The following is a 15,535-nucleotide window of genomic DNA, read 5'->3' as shown; positions in this document are numbered from 1 at the left end:
GGGATTCGTCAATTCCCGGACGGTTCCCCGCCCAGCGTCGCCATATCGATCACGAAGCGGTATTTCACGTCGCTTTTGAGCAGGCGTTCGAAGGCCTCGTTGATGCCCTGGATCGGGATCAGCTCGATGTCGCAGACGATGCCGTGTTCGCCGCAAAAGTCCAGCATCTCCTGGGTTTCCCGGATGCCGCCGATCAGCGAGCCGGCCAGCCGGCGGCGCCCGCCGATCAGGCTGAAAGGCATGACCGGCAGGCTTTCAGGCGGCACGCCGACCAGGGTCAGCGTGCCGTCCCGCTTCAGCAGGTTCAAATAGGCATCGATGTCGTGCGGCGCCGAGACGGTATCGAGGATGAAATCGAAGCGGCTGGCCTGCCGAGCCATGGCGTCCGGGTCTTTCGATAGCACGATCTCGTCCGCGCCCAAACGCCGCGCATCCTTAGCCTTGCCCGGCGAAGTCGTGAACAGCACCACTTCCGCGCCGAAGGCATGGGCGAATTTCAAAGCCATATGCCCCAGTCCCCCCAGGCCGATGATCCCGACCCGCTGTCCCGGCCCCACCTTCCAGTGCCGCAAGGGCGAATAGGTGGTAATGCCGGCACACAGCAAAGGCGCGGCGGCGGCCAGATCCAGCTTCTCCGGCAGCCGCAGGACGAAGGCCTCGTCGACCACGATGCTGTCGGCGTAGCCGCCGTAGGTCATGCCGCCGCTGTGACGGTCCGGGCTGTTGTAGGTGAACACCGGACCGTGCTCGCAATGCTGTTCCAGGCCGTCCGCGCAGCTCGGGCAGGTCCGGCAGGAATCCACCATGCAGCCGACCGCGACCACGTCGCCCGGCTTGAACTTCGTCACGCCGCTGCCGACCTGCGCCACCCTTCCCACGATCTCATGTCCTGGCACGCAAGGGTAAGTGGTCGCATTCCATTCGTTGCGCGCCTGATGCAGATCGGAATGGCAGACGCCGCAATAGAGGATGTCGATCCGGACATCCTCCGGCAGCGGCTCGCGGCGCTGCAAGACGATTGGCGCCAGTGCCGAATGGGCACTCTGAGCGGCATAGGCGTTGGCGGTGTACATGTGGCTATCCTCCATAGATACGGTTATTTCAGGCGGAACAGTGCTGGGATGGACGGTCATGTTGCACTTGGCCGGATGACCTTATAGAGCGGACAATAAGACCATCTCTGACCATGTTATGACTTTGCCCATGAAAACCACCAGCATCGCCGACACCAAATCGCATTTGTCCGCTCTGCTCGCAGACATCGAAGCAGGTGAAGAGCTTGTCATCACCCGGCGGGGAAAGCCCGTAGCCCGTCTGGTTGCGGAACCCCGTGCCGAAGGTTTCGGCTGGTCCGATTTGCGCACCCGGGTCGCCCAAGGGGCTACGCCAACGCAAGCTGATGGTTTCAAGCCTGGACCTTGGCCGAAATGGCCAGCGTCGGCGGAAGCGTTGGGTCTCGGCCTTATCGTGACGTAAGACAGGGTTCATCCCTCCTCGGTTTTCCCGCCGACCGACTGCGAATTTCCGCCAATCCTTCCCTGTCATGACCCTCAGCAAGTGCTCGAATCTTGCGGTCAGGGCCGCCTTGTCCAGGCGCCGCCGACCGCACCAATGTCCTGGAAACGCCCCCCGGCGAGGACGATAGCGGCTCGAAGAGCTGCCGAATCGAAGCCAAGCATGTCCCGCCACCCCACTCGTTGGCTCATGGGTATCGCCCTGCTGGTACTCTCGGCCATCGCCATCGTTTTACCAAGTTTCCCGGAAGCCTCCATCCCCGAGTTCCAAACCGTCAAGGCTGAATGGATTCCGTCCGAAGCCTATCTGCTGGATCGCAACGGCGAGGTCATCCACGAGCAGCGGGTGGATTTTTCCGCCCGCCGCAAACCCTGGATGTTGTCAACGACGTTTTCCCCGGCCTTGCTGAAGGCCGTCGTCGCCGCGGAAGATCGGCGCTTTTATCGCCACCACGGCGTGGACTGGCGGGCCATGGCCGCAGCGGCATGGGGGACGGTCGGCGGCCACAGGCGCGGGGCCAGCACGATCACCATGCAGCTGGCGGCGCTGCTCGATCCGCGGCTCGCCATGCACGGCGGGGGACGCTCCCTCCGGCAGAAGCTCGGGCAGGTCGCCGCGGCGCTGAAGCTGGAACGCCGCTGGAGCAAGGACGAAATCCTCGAAGCCTACCTCAACCGGGTCCGATTCCGGGGCGAACTGGAAGGCGTGCCGGCGACGGCCTTAGGCCTGTTCGGCAAGCAGGCCTCGGGTTTGGACGAGGCCGAATCGGCGCTGCTCGCCGCCATCTTGCCCTCCCCCAACGCCGGCCCGGCGCGGATCGCCCGCCGCGCCTGCGCCATCGCCAAGGCCGCCGTATTCTCGGTGGACTGCGGCGATCTGGAGCGCCGTGCGGCGATGGCGCTGACCCATGCCCATCGTCCGCCACCTTCGATCGCGCTCGCACCTCATCTCGCCCGCCAGTTGCTGAAAAAGCGCGGCGAAAGCGTGCGGACCACGCTCAGCGCGCCTGTCCAGCGCCGCGCCATCCAAGCCCTGGAACAACAGCTCCAGGGCTTGAAAGCGCGCAACGTCCGCGACGGAGCGGCCCTGGTCGTCGACAACCGCAGCGGGGAGGTGCTTGCCTACGTGGGCTCGGCGGGAGTGACCAGCCGAGCCGGTCAGGTCGACGGTGTCCGCGCCCGACGCCAGGCCGGCTCCACCCTCAAGCCCTTCCTTTATGCGCTGGCCCTGGAGAAGCGTTACCTCACCGCCGCCTCCATCCTGGACGATTCGCCGCTCAACCTGGAAACCCGCACCGGCCTCTACGTGCCACAGAACTATGATCGCAACTTCAAAGGCCGGGTCAGCGTCCGCACCGCCCTGGCCGCCTCGCTCAACATTCCGGCCATCCGCACCCTCATGATGGTGGGGCTGGAACCGTTCCACGAACGGCTCTGGAACGCGGGCTACAGGGGCCTGACCGAGGATGGCGAGTATTACGGCTATTCGCTGGCCCTGGGTTCGGCCGAGGTCAGCCTGTGGGAGCAAGTGAACGCCTTCCGGACCCTCGCCAACGGCGGCCGCCAGACGCCTCTTCATATCCTGCCCGGGGACGCGGCCGACGACTCCCGTCCGCTGATCGACCCGCGCGCGGCCTACATCGTGGGCAGCATCCTCAGCGACCGCTCCAGCCGCGCCCTCAGCTTCGGTCTGGACAACCCGCTCACCACCCGCTACTGGACCGCGGTCAAGACCGGCACCAGCAAGAACATGCGCGACAACTGGTGCATCGGCTACAGCGCGCGCTACACCGTCGGCGTCTGGGTCGGCAACTTCGAGGGCGATGCCATGCAGGACGTCTCCGGCGTCACCGGCGCCGCCCCGGCCTGGCTCGAAATCATGAACGGCCTGCATGCGGACCTCCCCAGCCAGCCGCCGTCGCCGCCGGACGGGGTCGTCGGCCGGCGCATCCATTACGCCGACGGCCTGGAACCGGAACGCCAGGAGTGGTTCATCGCCGGCACCGAAACCGCGGAAGTGGCAATCCCCGATCCCGCGACGCAGCCGCCCCGGATCGAATCGCCCGCCGACGGCATGACCATCGCCCTCGACCCCGACATTCCCGTCCAAAACCAGAAACTCGTCTTCCGTGCCCGGCCGGCCCGGTCCGGCACATCATTCTTGCTTGATGACAGACCGATGGGCGGTGCGGGAAATCCGGTGAAATGGCGGCCGGAACCGGGCAGCCATGTGCTGAAGCTGAAGGATAGCCGCGGGCGGATCTTGGATACGGTGAAGTTTCAGGTGCGTGGACTAAAATAGCGGACGCTCATCGGACAGGAATCGATATCTCACCGCATCGACAAGAAGGAATTCAATATGTTGCTGCAATGGATTTGGACACAGCTCCACGCTGAAATGACAGTCGTGTTTGCTTTTTTGGCCCCGATGGCCAGTGCGGTAGGCATCGTCGTTTATTACCGTCGTCGGCTAGTTAACCGCAACCGCAGATCTCCGCTCACCATAGAGCTTTTGCGAACACCCGGTTATGGACTGCAGCGGCAGCTCGACGGCATAGAAGCTGATATTATTCTCAACCTCATTCTCTGCGCTTTACTCCCGGTTTTCCTGTACTGCGTCTACCTTTCCCGCCTTCTCGACCAGCAAGCGGGCGGTCCCCAAGTCAGGGCGTGGCTATATCTGTCGTTAGGCATTGGGGGCTTTGCCTATTTCCTATGGAAACTGGTGCGGCTGACCGACAAGCGAATCAGGTTTCGGGAAGCGTTAGCTGGAGAGTTGGCCACAGCCCAGTGTCTGGAACCTGTCATCGCGGCCGGTGGCCGGGTTTTTCACGACTTGCAGGCCGAGGGCTTCAATATCGATCATGTTGTGGTTGCTCCCGGCGGTGTATTCGCGATAGAAACGAAGCACCGGCTGAAGCCTCTCAACGCTGATCCCAAGAACGCAGCGCGAGTCCGATTCGACGGAAACGCCTTACATTTCCCAGATTGGGTGGAAACAGCCCCCCTCGAGCAGGCGAAACGACAAGCGGCTTGGTTATCCAAATTCCTCGCCAAGTCGACCGGCGAACCCGTCGAGGTTGTCCCGGTCTTGGCTTTGCCCGGTTGGTTTGTGGAGCTTTGTGGACGCTCTGATGTACGCGTCGTCAACCCCAAGGTTTCAGCTTTTATGCTTAAACCACCAAATGGCCAGCCGCCCATCTCTCCAGACCGACAGCAGCGCATCTGCTATCAGCTCGAACAACGTTGTCAGGAGCCGCCGGAAGCCAAAACCAAAAGGACGGGGCCGCACAATCGCGTCAATGGTCGGTTTTCGTAACGCAGACCGCTGCTTTTTTCTATCTCACCGCCCCGGCGGAAACGCCTGAAACGCCTTTTCCACCGCCTCCCTGATTTCCGTCCTTTGGGTGTCCGGGTCGTAGCCGAAGTCGCCGTCGTCTTCGACACGGGCATGCCAGACCACGCGCTGGGTCTTGCCGTCCACCACCACCAAGTCCAGCTTGGCTTTTTCGTAGGATGAACCATAGGGATCGACGCTGGGCGGCAGCGCCCGTCCATCGGACTCTTTCGGCGCGGGCACGGCATGCATGCCGGGGTAGAACAGGCCGACCGCCCCCCATTCGGCGCTGGATTTGGGACGGCGGTCGATCTTCCATTCGCCGAAGGACCAGCCGACCTGGAAATCCGCGCCGTCCTCGCGGCGGGCATAGCCCTTGGCCGCCAGCAGCGGTTCGAGCGTGTCCTTCATCAGGGTATCGAGTCGCAACCGCTCGGCGGCCGCCTTGTCGGAGCCGGGCATGACGGCATAGCTCCAGGTCTTGGCCCGGGCGAAGTCGTAATCCTTGTCGAACCCGCTCTTCAAAGCCGGTCCGGCACACGCGGCCAGCAGCAACATGGCCCATGTCGCAAACGATGGTTTCATCACCGCCTCCCTGGTCAATATTCCCGGTCCAAGACCGCACCGTTGGATTGAGCCACTTCGGCGTAAAACCCGGCGCTGGCCTTGGGTCTGCGCTGCTGGCTCGCTGGGTCGACCTGCACCAGGCCGAAACGCTTGGCATAGCCGTAGGTCCATTCGAAATTATCCAGCAGCGACCAGGCGAAATAGCCGCGGACGTCCACGCCTTCGGCGATGGCCTCGTGCAGCGCGCGCAGGTGGCTGCGGTAATAGGCAATGCGGCGCCGGTCGTCGATGCGGCCGTCTGCCGGAGGCGGATCGGCGAAAGCGGCGCCGTTTTCGGTGATGTAGAGCGGGATGTCGCCGTAGCGGGCCTTGACCCAGCGCAGGATGTCTTTCAGCCCCTGCGGATAGACTTCCCAGCCCATCGCGGTGTGCTCCGCGCCGCGCTGGGGAACGGCCGAGACCTCGAGCGGCCCGCCCCGCGGGTCGTGCTTCACCACCGCACGGGTGTAATAGTTGATCCCGAGATAATCGATGGGTTCCTGGATCAGGCGCAGGTCTTCGCTCTCGAACCGGGGCCAATGCGGCCCGAAGATTTCCGCCAGCTCCTCCGGATAGGCGCCGCGCAGCACGGGGTCGAGATACTGCCGGTTCATGTAGGCATGGGCGCGCTCGGTCGCGGCGCGGTCGTCCCGGCTGCTGGTCGCGGCGTACTTGGGCTCGAGGTTGACCACCAGGCCGATCTGCCCCCTGCCGTCGGCACGGAAGGCCTGAACGCCCAAGGCATGAGCGCGCAGCAGGTTATGCGAGACCCAGGGCGCTTCCTTCGGCGAGACATGGCCCGGCGGATGCACGCCCGACATATAGCCCGCGTCCATGATGACCCAGGGCTCGTTCAGTGTCGCCCAGAAATCGATCTTGTCGCCCAGGGCGCGGATGACGGTGTGGGCGTAGTCGGCGAACCAGCCCGCGCTGTCGCGATTCGCCCAGCCGCCGGCATCCTCGAGCGCCGCCGGCAGGTCCCAATGATAGAGCGTGGCCATCGGCCGGATGCCGTGGGCCAGCAGCGTATCGACCAGGGACTGGTAATGGGCGAGTCCGCGCGGATTGAGCCTGCCCTTCCCTTCCGGGAACACCCGGCTCCAGGCGATCGAGAAACGGTAGGCCGAGAGACCCAGTTCCTTCATCAGCGCGATGTCCTCCCGGAAACGCCGGTAGTGGTCGCAGGCGAGGTCGCCGGTGTCGCCGTTCAATATCCGCCCCGGCTGGCGGCAAAAGCGGTGCCAGTTGCTGGGCCCCGCGCCATCGGCCAGGGGCGAGCCTTCGACCTGGTAGGCCGAGGTGGCCACGCCCCACAGAAAATTCTCGGGAAACTCGTATCTGCTCATGCAACGTCCTGTCTGTCGAAAACTTCGAATTATCGGCGCTTGCCCAGGTAGGCTCGCAAGCCGGGCGCCACCGGCGGCCGCGCCGCCGCCTGCCGCGGGTCGACCGGCCCCCCGTCGGTGGCGAGATGCACCACCCCTTGCGCCGTTCCCACCGCCACCGGCACGCCGTCCCGCAGCACCAGCCGCTTGCCGCTGTTGGCGGCGATGCGCTCGCCGGGCAGCACGATGCCGGCCAGGTTGAGCGGATCGGCGCCGTCGACGGAGACGACCAAGCCGTCGGGCGGCTGGCTGCGCAGCTTGCGCAGCGACTCGACCGCCTCCGGCAGAGCGAATTGCTCGCCGTAGCGGCCGGCGATGAAACGCCCGCCGCGGATTTCGCCGCGCGCCTCCAGCCGCCGGTATACCCGGACCAGCTCCAGCCAGGCCGGCATCGACGGTTCGCGTTCCAGCAGGCTGCGGAACACCACGCCGTAGCGCTTCAGCAGCACCCGGGCGGCATGCTCGGTGCGGTCTGCCTGACTCTCGCCGGAGCCGGATGGCGCCAGGCTCCAGCGCCCCGCGTCCTCGATTCCCGTCACGCCGCGGTAGCGCCGCTTGCGCTGCTCCGGCATCAGCAGGGCGCGCAGGCCCATGAAACTGTCCGAAGTGACCCGGCCTTTCGCAGCCAGTTCCGACAGGGCGTCCTCGGTTTGCGTCTTGAGCAAGCCGGTCGAAGCCACCAGTTCGTCAAAGAACTGCGCGCCGCGCCGTTCCAGGCTCTCGGCCACGCGGGCCGCGATGCCCGACACTTCCGGAGACGCAGCGGGCAGCCACCGGGCGCTGTGGACGCGCGGCAGCAAGACCAAGGGCGCGACCCGCAGCGACCCGCCGCCGGAGCCCTCGCGGGGCAGACGCCGCCATAGGATACGGCCGGAGACGCAGAGCGCGTCCAGCCAGGCCGGATCGTAATCCTCCACCCGCAAGGGCAACAGCTCCCGTTCCCAAGCCGCGGCGGTGGCCTGGAAGCCTTCGAGCCGATCCAGCACCAGGGCCAAGCCCTCCTTGCCGCGGACCTTCGCCGCCGGATGCACATGCTGCCAGTGCAAGAGAAACCGCACGAAATCGGCCGCCGTGACCGGCTCGATCGCCTGCCGCAGCCGCCCGAGGGTGTAGCGGTGGATGCGCGCCAGGATGCCGCGCTCGCACCATTCGGTTTCGCTCGCCCCCGGCGTGAAGGTGCCGCGCAACACCGTGCCTTCGTTTTCGAGCGCGTAAAGGGCCGCCTCGACCGTCGCCGCGGCCAGCCCGGTCTGGGCGACGAGCCGCGCCGCGGTCGCCGGTCCGATGACGCCGAGGCGGGCGCGCAGGATTTCCACCAGAGCCGGCCCGGGCTCCCAGAACGCGGCGTCCAGGGCCGGCGGCAACCTCAGCGCCGGTTCGGTCGCGGTGTCGGGATAGACGGCCCGGAACTGCGGCCAGCGTTCGGCGGCGAGCCACAACCCCGCGCCGCCACAAGGCAGGCGGGCGGCACGGCCGGAGCCCGCGAGTTCCGCCAGGAAGCGCATCCAGCCCCTTTGGGCAGCCTCCTGCACCGTGACGTAGCCGGAGACGCTCAGCGCGTCGTGTACCTCTTCGGCAGCGCCGCCTTGCGGCTCGATCTCCTCGAGCACGCGGGCGATCGCCGCCGCGTCGAGCTGGCCCAGCTCGCCGGCGGCGCCGGGCTCCAGCCAGCGGCGCATGGATACCGCGCGGGTCCGCCGTTCTTCCAGCGGCGCGCCGTCGAGGAAGGTGTAGACCTTGGAATTGACGATCTCGGCGGCCAGCGGCGAAGGCTCGGTGAGATCACGGCATTCGACCCGGATCGTCCCCTCGCGGATGCCCCGGATCACCTCGATCAGCCGGTCCAGGTCCATGGCCTCGGTCAGGCAATCGTGCACGGTCTGGTTGACCAGGGGATGGTCGGGAACCTCGCGGTCGCCGACGATGTTTTCGAAACAGGCGAGCTGGTCCGGGAACACGCAGGTCACCAGGTCCTCCGCCTGCATCCGCAGCAGGTAGGGCGGGGTCTTGCCGCCGCCCTGGAAGCGCTTGAGCGCCAGGGCGCAGACCGCGTTCCACCGCCAGCGCACCTTGAACATGGGCGCATCGAGCATCGCCTGGACCAGGAGGGTCCTCACCGTGTCGACGCTCAGGAACTGCTTGACCTCTTCCAGGGCGAAACTCTGCGCCACGCCCAGCGACAGGATCAGTGCGTTCTCGGTCGCCGCGGCCTGGAGTTCGAAATTGAAGGTGCGGCAGAAGCGCTTGCGCAGCGCCAGCCCCCAGGCGCGGTTGACCCGGCTGCCGAAGGGGGCGTGGATGATGAACTGCATGCCGCCGGATTCGTCGAAGAAGCGCTCGAACACCACCGTGTCGAAGGTCGGCAGCACGCCCAGCACCGCCTTGGCGGCGGCCAGGTAGTCGACCGCCTGTTGCACCGGCCCCGGCGCCAGTCCCAGTTCGGCGGACAGCCCCTCGGCGACTTTTTCCGGCGCCGACTGCTCCAGGCCATCCCCGATCCGCGCCCGCAGACGCGACACCGCCAGCGACAACTCATGCGAGCGTCCCGGCGCCTCGCCGAACCAGAAGGGAATGCTGGGCGGGATGCCGGCGGCATCCTCGACCCGCAGCGCCCCGCCCTCCAGCCGCAGCACCCGCCAACTGGTGTTGCCGAGCTGGAACACGTCGCCCGACATGCTTTCGATGGCGAAATCCTCGTCCACGCTGCCGACGACCTCCCCGCTCGGCTCGACGATCACCCGGTATTCGGCATTGTCAGGAATCGCGCCGCCGCAGGTGACCGCGGTCAGCAGCGCGCCCTTGCGGGGCCGCAGCCGACCGTGGATGCGGTCGCGGTGCAGGTAGGCGCCGCGGATGCCGCGGCGGGTGCTGTAGCCGTCGGCCAGCATGGCGAGCAGCGCGTCGAAGGCTTCGCGCGCCAGCTCGCGGTAGGGATAGGCGCCGCGCACGACGGCGTAGAGTTCGTCCTCGCCCCATTCCTCGCAGGCCACCATGGCAACGATCTGCTGGGCCAGCACGTCCAGCGGCTGGGCCGGGATCGGAATGCGGTCGAGTTCGCCCTGCCGCAGCGCATCGACCAGCGCGATGCAGTCGACCAGGTCGTCTCGGCTGGTCGGAAATAACCTGCCTTTCGGCAGGCCGCCGGCATAATGCCCAGAACGCCCGACCCGTTGCAGGAAGGCGGCGATGGTCCCGGTCGCGCCGAACTGGCACACCAGGTCGATGTCGCCGATGTCGATGCCCAGCTCCAGCGAAGCCGTCGCCACCAGGGCCTTCAGTGCGCCGGCCTTGAGCCGGTTTTCCGCTTCCAGCCGCTGCTCCTTGGACAGGCTGCCGTGATGCGAGGTGACGCTGTCCTCGCCGACCCGTTCGGCCAGCGCCCGTGCCAGCCGCTCCGCCATGCGGCGGGTGTTCACGAACACCAGGGTGGTGCGGTGCTGACGCACCAGCTCGGCCATGCGGTCATAGACCTGCCCGGCCGCCTCGTTCGACAGCACCGCCTCCAGCGGGAAATCCGGCAGCTCGATCCCTAAGTCCAGCCGCCGCCGATGGCCTTCGTCCACGATGATGCATTCGCCGCGCCCGCCGGTGAGGAAACGCGCGACCTCCTCGACCGGACGCTGGGTAGCGGACAAGCCGATCCGCCTGAGCCCCCGGCCGGCCAAGCGTTCCAGCCGCTCCAGCGACAGCGCCAGGTGCGAGCCGCGCTTGCTGCCCAGCACGGCGTGGATTTCATCGACGATCACCGTCCGCACCGAACCCAACATCCGCCGCCCGCTGGCACTGGTCAACAGGATGTAGATGGATTCCGGCGTGGTCACCAGGATATGCGGCGGCTGGCGCTTCATCGCGGCGCGCTCGGTGGCCGGCGTGTCGCCGGTGCGGACCTGGGAGCGGATCGCCAGAGCGGTCCGGCCCGCTTCGAACAGCATCCGCTGGATGCCTTCCAGCGGGAGCTGGAGGTTCTTGTGGATGTCGTTGCTCAGCGCCTTGAGCGGCGAGATATAAAGGATACGGGTCTCGTCCGGCAGGCCGAACACCTCCCCCTCCCGCACCAGTTCGTCGATGGCGGCAAGGAACGCGGCCAGGGTCTTGCCCGAGCCGGTGGGCGCCGCCACCAGCACGTCGCGCCCGGCCTGCACCGCCGCCCAGGCGCGGAGCTGAGCCGGTGTCGGCGTGCCGATGGCGGTTTCGAACCATGCGCCGACGATGGCGTGGAAGCCTTCCATGCTCATGCCGGAATGCTCATGACCATGCACCAATAGACACCAGCACCGTCAGGGCATGCACCATAACAAATCACGCCGATTGCGCCCCACAGTTGGACGTATGGCGCCCAAACAGGGCAATGGCAGAGTCCGTCGTAGTGGCCCGCCGATTGCTTTAGTCGCGTTACTCAATGAAAAAACCGCTATTTAGGGAAAACAATGACAAAAAGTGCAGACGTACTCTTCGTACTACTCGGCGCCATCATGGTGCTGGCCATGCATGCAGGCTTCGCCTTCCTCGAAGTCGGCACCGTTCGGCGCAAGAACCAGGTGAATGCGCTGGTCAAGATCATCAGCGACTTCGCGATGTCCACCATCGCCTATTTCTTCATCGGCTATTATCTCGCCTATGGCGTCCATTTTTTCGACGACGCGCAAACGCTGACGGTGGACAACGGCTACGGACTGGTCAAGTTCTTTTTCCTGCTGACCTTCGCCGCCGCCATCCCGGCCATCATCTCCGGCGGCATCGCCGAACGCTCGAAGTTCAATCCCCAGCTCGCCGCCACCTTCCTGCTGGTCGGCTTCGTCTATCCGCTGTTCGAAGGCATCGCCTGGAATTCCAACCTCGGCTTCCAAGGCTGGCTGCAGGCGCGGTTCGGCGCACAGTTCCATGACTTCGCCGGTTCCGTGGTCGTGCATGCCTTCGGCGGCTGGATCGGGCTCACCGCCGTGCTGCTGCTGGGACCGCGCCGCGGACGCTACCACCGCGACGGCATGATCGCCGCCCACCCGCCGTCCAGCATCCCCTTCCTCGCGCTCGGCGCCTGGATCCTCACCGTCGGCTGGTTCGGCTTCAACGTCATGTCGGCCCAGAACTTGGGTGGCATCAGCGGCCTGGTCGCCGTCAACTCGCTCATGGCCATGGTCGGCGGCACCCTCGCCGCCCTACTCGCCGGCCGCAACGATCCCGGCTTCGTCCACAACGGTCCCTTGGCCGGTCTGGTCGCCGTCTGTGCCGGCTCCGACCTGATGCATCCGGCCGGCGCGCTGGTCGTCGGCGCGGTCGCCGGCTTCCTGTTCGTCTCCCTGTTCACCCTGACCCAGAACCGCTGGAAAATCGACGACGTGCTCGGCGTCTGGCCCTTGCACGGGCTCTGCGGCGCCTGGGGCGGCGTGGCCGCCGGCATCTTCGGCCAAAGCGCGCTGGGGGGCATCGGCGGCATCAGCTTCATGGCCCAGGTATGGGGGACGGGACTGGGGATTGCAATCGCCCTGACCGGCGGCTTCGCCGTCTATGGCCTCCTGAGGCAATCGGTCGGCCTGCGCCTGGACCCTGAAGAAGAATTCGAAGGCGCCGATCTCACCCTTCACAAGATCACCGCCAGCCCAGAGAAGGAAGCAGGGTGGTAACCGCCGGAAGACCGCAGGAGTGCGGCTTTACCGTCACAGTCGATCGAGCGCCGTGACAAGAACGCCATCTCGCGCCAGCCGGGTCTCATGGCGATGGGTCAGTTCTGCGGGGAGAGTCAGCATGGGATGGTATCCAGATCTGTCTATCTTCGGAAAAGGGGTGATAAACAGAAGGATAGCCCAACAAAATCAAAGGCGTTGCCGACCGGAAGACGGTGTGGTAGAAGCTTCACGGAAGATAAACGGAAACCATTCAATTAGTTGTTGGGCAACAACAGCGTTACGCGTATCATCCTTCCTATGAGTCCAACAGTTTTCCGTGAGGGCGGTTTCCGCTTCTACTTCTTCTCACGAGATGAGCCGAGGTTGCATGTCCAAGGTCAAAATGGTGAAGCCAAGTTTTGGCTTGAGCCAACTATCGAGGTTGCGCAGCATACAGGTCTTTCGAAGCGGGAAATATCTGAAGCACTTCGTTTAGTTCAGGAGCATGAGAATGACATCCGTAGCGCGTGGCGCAGACATTTCCCCGGTTGAGGTAACAAATATCTCGCTGCACGGCTTCTGGGTCTTGCTGCACGAAGAAGAGTTGTTTCTACCATTTTCTGAGTTCCCGTGGTTTCGGGATGTCGCAGTTGGAAAGATCCTGCATATAGAGCTACCTTCCGAAAACCATCTCTACTGGCCGGAACTAGATGTCGACCTAGCGGTTGAGTCAATTCGGCATCCTGAGCGATTCCCCCTTGTCAGCCAAGTTGCCCAACCCGGCGGTCCAGCGGACGCTGCGCGATAAAGCCGCGCACCGACGGGTTTTTGATTGGAGCTACAAACTCGATTACGGCAAGTTGTACGAATATCTCTGCGGTGACGGACAGGAGGTTGGGTGCGCAAAACTTCGGGGGCCGCCGCCACCCTCTGACAGCTTCTGGAAAATGGTTGAACGAAAGGTCTTCGAAGTTAAAACCTATGACCGAAGCCTTTCCTGGAAGGAAAAGAAGGTTGATGTTGCAATCGCGCACGCAATGACAAAAGACGCTTACACCAAGATCGACAAGGCAAATGCTGAAATTGTTCTGGTTGCTGGCGACAAAGACTACATGCCTGTGATTGAAGACTTGAAGAGCGAAGGATTTAGGGTTGTCGTCGTCTTCTGGGATCATGCCACGCAAGAAGTAAAACAAGCCGCAACAAAGTTCATATCGCTGAATCAATGGCTCAATTACCTGCAACTGTAAAAGTGCTAATCGGGTAACCGGGGGTTTCTAGACCCCGGTCCCCACACCACCCGGCATGCGGGTCCGCTACCTAAGAGCGGTTCACGAGAAGGGGCCCGTGGCGATGTCAGGCGTCGCCATCAAGACGTCGTGTTGGACCTTGTCGAAGGACTTCGCCAAGTCCGGCTTCGGTCTTGTCGAGCAGGCCGGCTTTGAGGGGGGTTTGACATTGCCGTGCAGGGCCTTTGCGTCACGTCCTGCCTGCCCGCTGACCCCGCTTTCGTCCTGAACCGGCCCATCCCTTCGACCATGCGCTACTTCGGCGCTTCCGGTTCCTTTTGCGGGGACGAATCGGCCGCTTCTCCCGATTCCAGAAGTTTGGCCGCTTCGGGATTCGAACAGACATCGGTTTTCAGAACCTGCTCGATCCTGGCGATTTTCGCCTTGAGCGCCTCGTTCTCGGCCTTTTGCTTTTCGATCTGCTCCCGCAGGCTCGGCGCGTCCTGTGCCGCCACGCCCGTGCCTGCGAACAAGGCCATTGCCAGCACGGCCGGCAATCCAGTGCTTTTCTTCATTCCCGTTTGAGTTTCGGTTTTTTCGTTCATTTGCCACGCGCCAGATCGACTTCCCGCTCCAGTTCCTTCAATCGCCGGTCCAGCTCGGCGCGCCGCTTGTCGAGTTCGGCCCGGGGCGACATCGTATCCGCCTTGAGCAGATCGAGCTGATTCTGGACGCTCTTGATCTCGCGGCTCAGATCCTTTTTCTTCGATTTGGACCGAGCCAATCGGGCGTTCAGGGCATCGATGTCGCCCTGCAGATCCGCATATTGTTTTTCGGCGGCTTGCCGCTGGGCGTCCGTTTCGATGGCGGCCTGGTTCGCCTGCGCGTACTCGCTCCGCAAGCCGGCCTGGGTCTGCTGCTCCCGGCTGATGGTGGACTGCATCTGCTGCTGCCTCTGACCGTAGCTGCCGCTCGCCGAACAGCCGATGCCGCGAAAGAAGCCGCCGCGGCCGGGATCGCAGTCGGTGGTGGCGCAGCCGGTGGCCAGGATGGCGAGCGCCGCCGGCAGAACGATCGCTGGGCGGGGAAACGGGAGGCGTCTAGCCGACACGGTCCACACTCCGCAGTTGGGTGAGCGTATTCAGTTCCGATTCGAGCGCCTGGACCTGCTGTTCCTTTCGCGCCAGCTCCTCGTGCGCGATGTTCGCCAATTGGGGATTGGCGTTGCGCGTGTTCATCGCGATCGCCGCATGCTGCTCGGCCAGGCGCTTCTTGGCGCTGCCCAGCGTCGCCTGCAATTGGGACCGGCTCGCATCGAGATCGGCAAGCTGGCCGGCGGCCTGCGCGCGGGTCATCCGCCCCGAAGCGATGGCTTTGTTCAGCTCCGCGACCCGCGCCTTGTTGTCCTCGACGACCCGCTGGGCGACGGGAATCAACTCGGCGAGAGACTGGTTGTCGCGGCGGATGTCGATGATCACCGCATTCAGCCGGTCTTCTTCGCGGGCATAGCTGTTCTGCAGGTTGCCCATGTAACTTCCCGCGGCACAGCCCAAGGCGGCGCCCGCGAGCAGGCCGGCCACCGCGCCTTTCCAGTCTCTGCCGATCAGGCCGCCGGCCAGGCCGCCGACCGCGGCCCCGGTGACGCAGCCTTCCGCCAGCGTCTGGTTGTAGGCTTCGGAAAGCTGGGCCAGGCGCGCCTGGCTGGAACTCGCATAGGACTGACGGTAGCCGCCGGTGCTGGCGCAGCCGGAGACGAGCAGCGCCGGGATCAGCGCCCCGGCGATGAGACGCCGCCGTCCCGGAGGCCGGGGAGGCGTATCGACCCTGTTCGAATGGTTCAGAACGTTCAATCCATACCCGC

14 protein-coding genes are annotated in these 15,535 nt (G+C 64.7%); 7 read left to right on the top strand and 7 right to left on the bottom strand.

Annotated elements, in window-relative coordinates:
• Positions 1-8 precede the first annotated feature (8 nt).
• Complete coding sequence (locus GNH96_RS08815) at positions 9-1,073, bottom strand: NAD(P)-dependent alcohol dehydrogenase (RefSeq protein ID WP_169603333.1); 1,065 nt, start codon at positions 1,071-1,073, stop codon at positions 9-11.
• 130 nt (positions 1,074-1,203) lie between these two features.
• Between GNH96_RS08815 and GNH96_RS08810 the strand changes: the two genes are divergently transcribed.
• From GNH96_RS08810 to GNH96_RS08800, 3 genes are all read left to right on the top strand, one after another.
• Positions 1,204-1,476 carry a type II toxin-antitoxin system Phd/YefM family antitoxin gene (locus tag GNH96_RS08810; protein WP_169603332.1) on the top strand — a complete coding sequence of 91 codons (273 nt, stop codon included), beginning with the start codon at positions 1,204-1,206 and terminating at the stop codon, positions 1,474-1,476.
• Between the two features lie 201 nt (positions 1,477-1,677).
• Complete coding sequence (gene pbpC / locus GNH96_RS08805) at positions 1,678-3,816, top strand: penicillin-binding protein 1C (protein WP_169603331.1); 2,139 nt, start codon at positions 1,678-1,680, stop codon at positions 3,814-3,816.
• 57 nt (positions 3,817-3,873) lie between these two features.
• On the top strand, positions 3,874-4,833 hold the full coding sequence (locus tag GNH96_RS08800; protein ID WP_169603330.1) for a nuclease-related domain-containing protein: 960 nt from the start codon (positions 3,874-3,876) through the stop codon (positions 4,831-4,833).
• Between the two features lie 24 nt (positions 4,834-4,857).
• On the opposite strand, the gene GNH96_RS08795 is transcribed toward GNH96_RS08800, so the two are convergent.
• The 3 genes from GNH96_RS08795 to GNH96_RS08785 are packed head-to-tail and all read right to left on the bottom strand — an operon-like array spanning position 4,858 to position 11,077.
• Positions 4,858-5,436 (bottom strand): DUF4136 domain-containing protein, encoded by a 579-nt coding sequence (locus GNH96_RS08795; RefSeq protein WP_169603329.1) that lies wholly within the window; start codon positions 5,434-5,436, stop codon positions 4,858-4,860.
• 14 nt (positions 5,437-5,450) lie between these two features.
• Positions 5,451-6,803, bottom strand: coding sequence for a GH1 family beta-glucosidase (locus GNH96_RS08790; RefSeq protein WP_169603328.1), 1,353 nt, complete (start codon positions 6,801-6,803; stop codon positions 5,451-5,453).
• 29 nt (positions 6,804-6,832) lie between these two features.
• Complete coding sequence (locus tag GNH96_RS08785; protein ID WP_169603327.1) at positions 6,833-11,077, bottom strand: DEAD/DEAH box helicase; 4,245 nt, start codon at positions 11,075-11,077, stop codon at positions 6,833-6,835.
• Positions 11,078-11,269: 192 nt separating this feature from the next.
• Between GNH96_RS08785 and GNH96_RS08780 the strand changes: the two genes are divergently transcribed.
• From GNH96_RS08780 to GNH96_RS08765, 4 genes are all read left to right on the top strand, one after another.
• Entirely contained in the window at positions 11,270-12,463 is a 1,194-nt protein-coding gene (locus GNH96_RS08780) for an ammonium transporter (protein WP_169603326.1), read from the top strand.
• Positions 12,464-12,763: 300 nt separating this feature from the next.
• The gene (locus tag GNH96_RS16340; RefSeq protein WP_169604649.1) at positions 12,764-12,997 is read left to right on the top strand and encodes a DUF4160 domain-containing protein; all 234 of its coding nucleotides are present in this window, start codon (positions 12,764-12,766) and stop codon (positions 12,995-12,997) included.
• Complete coding sequence (locus tag GNH96_RS08770; protein ID WP_323848019.1) at positions 12,951-13,253, top strand: DUF2442 domain-containing protein; 303 nt, start codon at positions 12,951-12,953, stop codon at positions 13,251-13,253. Before GNH96_RS16340 ends, GNH96_RS08770 begins: the two co-directional genes overlap by 47 nt.
• Positions 13,171-13,695 carry an NYN domain-containing protein gene (locus tag GNH96_RS08765; protein WP_228719776.1) on the top strand — a complete coding sequence of 175 codons (525 nt, stop codon included), beginning with the start codon at positions 13,171-13,173 and terminating at the stop codon, positions 13,693-13,695. Before GNH96_RS08770 ends, GNH96_RS08765 begins: the two co-directional genes overlap by 83 nt.
• A gap of 293 nt (positions 13,696-13,988) precedes the next feature.
• Here the strand turns inward: GNH96_RS08765 and GNH96_RS08760 are convergent, their stop codons facing one another.
• From GNH96_RS08760 to GNH96_RS08750, 3 genes are read right to left on the bottom strand one after another with little or no spacing between them, the layout of a single operon-like run.
• Positions 13,989-14,279, bottom strand: a complete 291-nt coding sequence (locus GNH96_RS08760; protein WP_169603323.1) for a hypothetical protein — start codon at positions 14,277-14,279, stop codon at positions 13,989-13,991.
• Positions 14,276-14,785 carry a hypothetical protein gene (locus tag GNH96_RS08755; protein ID WP_228719775.1) on the bottom strand — a complete coding sequence of 170 codons (510 nt, stop codon included), beginning with the start codon at positions 14,783-14,785 and terminating at the stop codon, positions 14,276-14,278. Before GNH96_RS08755 ends, GNH96_RS08760 begins: the two co-directional genes overlap by 4 nt.
• On the bottom strand, positions 14,775-15,524 hold the full coding sequence (locus GNH96_RS08750; protein WP_169603321.1) for a glycine zipper 2TM domain-containing protein: 750 nt from the start codon (positions 15,522-15,524) through the stop codon (positions 14,775-14,777). Before GNH96_RS08750 ends, GNH96_RS08755 begins: the two co-directional genes overlap by 11 nt.
• Positions 15,525-15,535: the final 11 nt, after the last annotated feature.

The sequence above is a fragment of the Methylococcus geothermalis genome (genome assembly GCF_012769535.1).
Classification (GTDB): domain Bacteria; phylum Pseudomonadota; class Gammaproteobacteria; order Methylococcales; family Methylococcaceae; genus Methylococcus; species Methylococcus geothermalis.
The sequence above is the reverse complement of the archived record's forward strand: the minus strand, read 5'-3'. Positions and strand labels throughout refer to the sequence as shown.

Excerpts from the sequence above, each read along its gene's own strand:
- GNH96_RS16340 (WP_169604649.1), top strand. The coding sequence starts at position 12,764 with ATGAGTCCAACAGTTTTCCGTGAGGGCGGTTTCCGCTTCTACTTCTTC.
- GNH96_RS08795 (WP_169603329.1), bottom strand. The coding sequence starts at position 5,436 with ATGAAACCATCGTTTGCGACATGGGCCATGTTGCTGCTGGCCGCGTGT.
- GNH96_RS08810 (WP_169603332.1), top strand. The coding sequence starts at position 1,204 with ATGAAAACCACCAGCATCGCCGACACCAAATCGCATTTGTCCGCTCTG.
- GNH96_RS08770 (WP_323848019.1), top strand. The coding sequence starts at position 12,951 with ATGAGAATGACATCCGTAGCGCGTGGCGCAGACATTTCCCCGGTTGAG.
- pbpC (WP_169603331.1), top strand. The coding sequence starts at position 1,678 with ATGTCCCGCCACCCCACTCGTTGGCTCATGGGTATCGCCCTGCTGGTA.
- GNH96_RS08780 (WP_169603326.1), top strand. The coding sequence starts at position 11,270 with ATGACAAAAAGTGCAGACGTACTCTTCGTACTACTCGGCGCCATCATG.
- GNH96_RS08800 (WP_169603330.1), top strand. The coding sequence starts at position 3,874 with ATGTTGCTGCAATGGATTTGGACACAGCTCCACGCTGAAATGACAGTC.
- GNH96_RS08760 (WP_169603323.1), bottom strand. The coding sequence starts at position 14,279 with ATGAACGAAAAAACCGAAACTCAAACGGGAATGAAGAAAAGCACTGGA.
- GNH96_RS08815 (WP_169603333.1), bottom strand. The coding sequence starts at position 1,073 with ATGTACACCGCCAACGCCTATGCCGCTCAGAGTGCCCATTCGGCACTG.
- GNH96_RS08785 (WP_169603327.1), bottom strand. The coding sequence starts at position 11,077 with ATGAGCATGGAAGGCTTCCACGCCATCGTCGGCGCATGGTTCGAAACC.
- GNH96_RS08790 (WP_169603328.1), bottom strand. The coding sequence starts at position 6,803 with ATGAGCAGATACGAGTTTCCCGAGAATTTTCTGTGGGGCGTGGCCACC.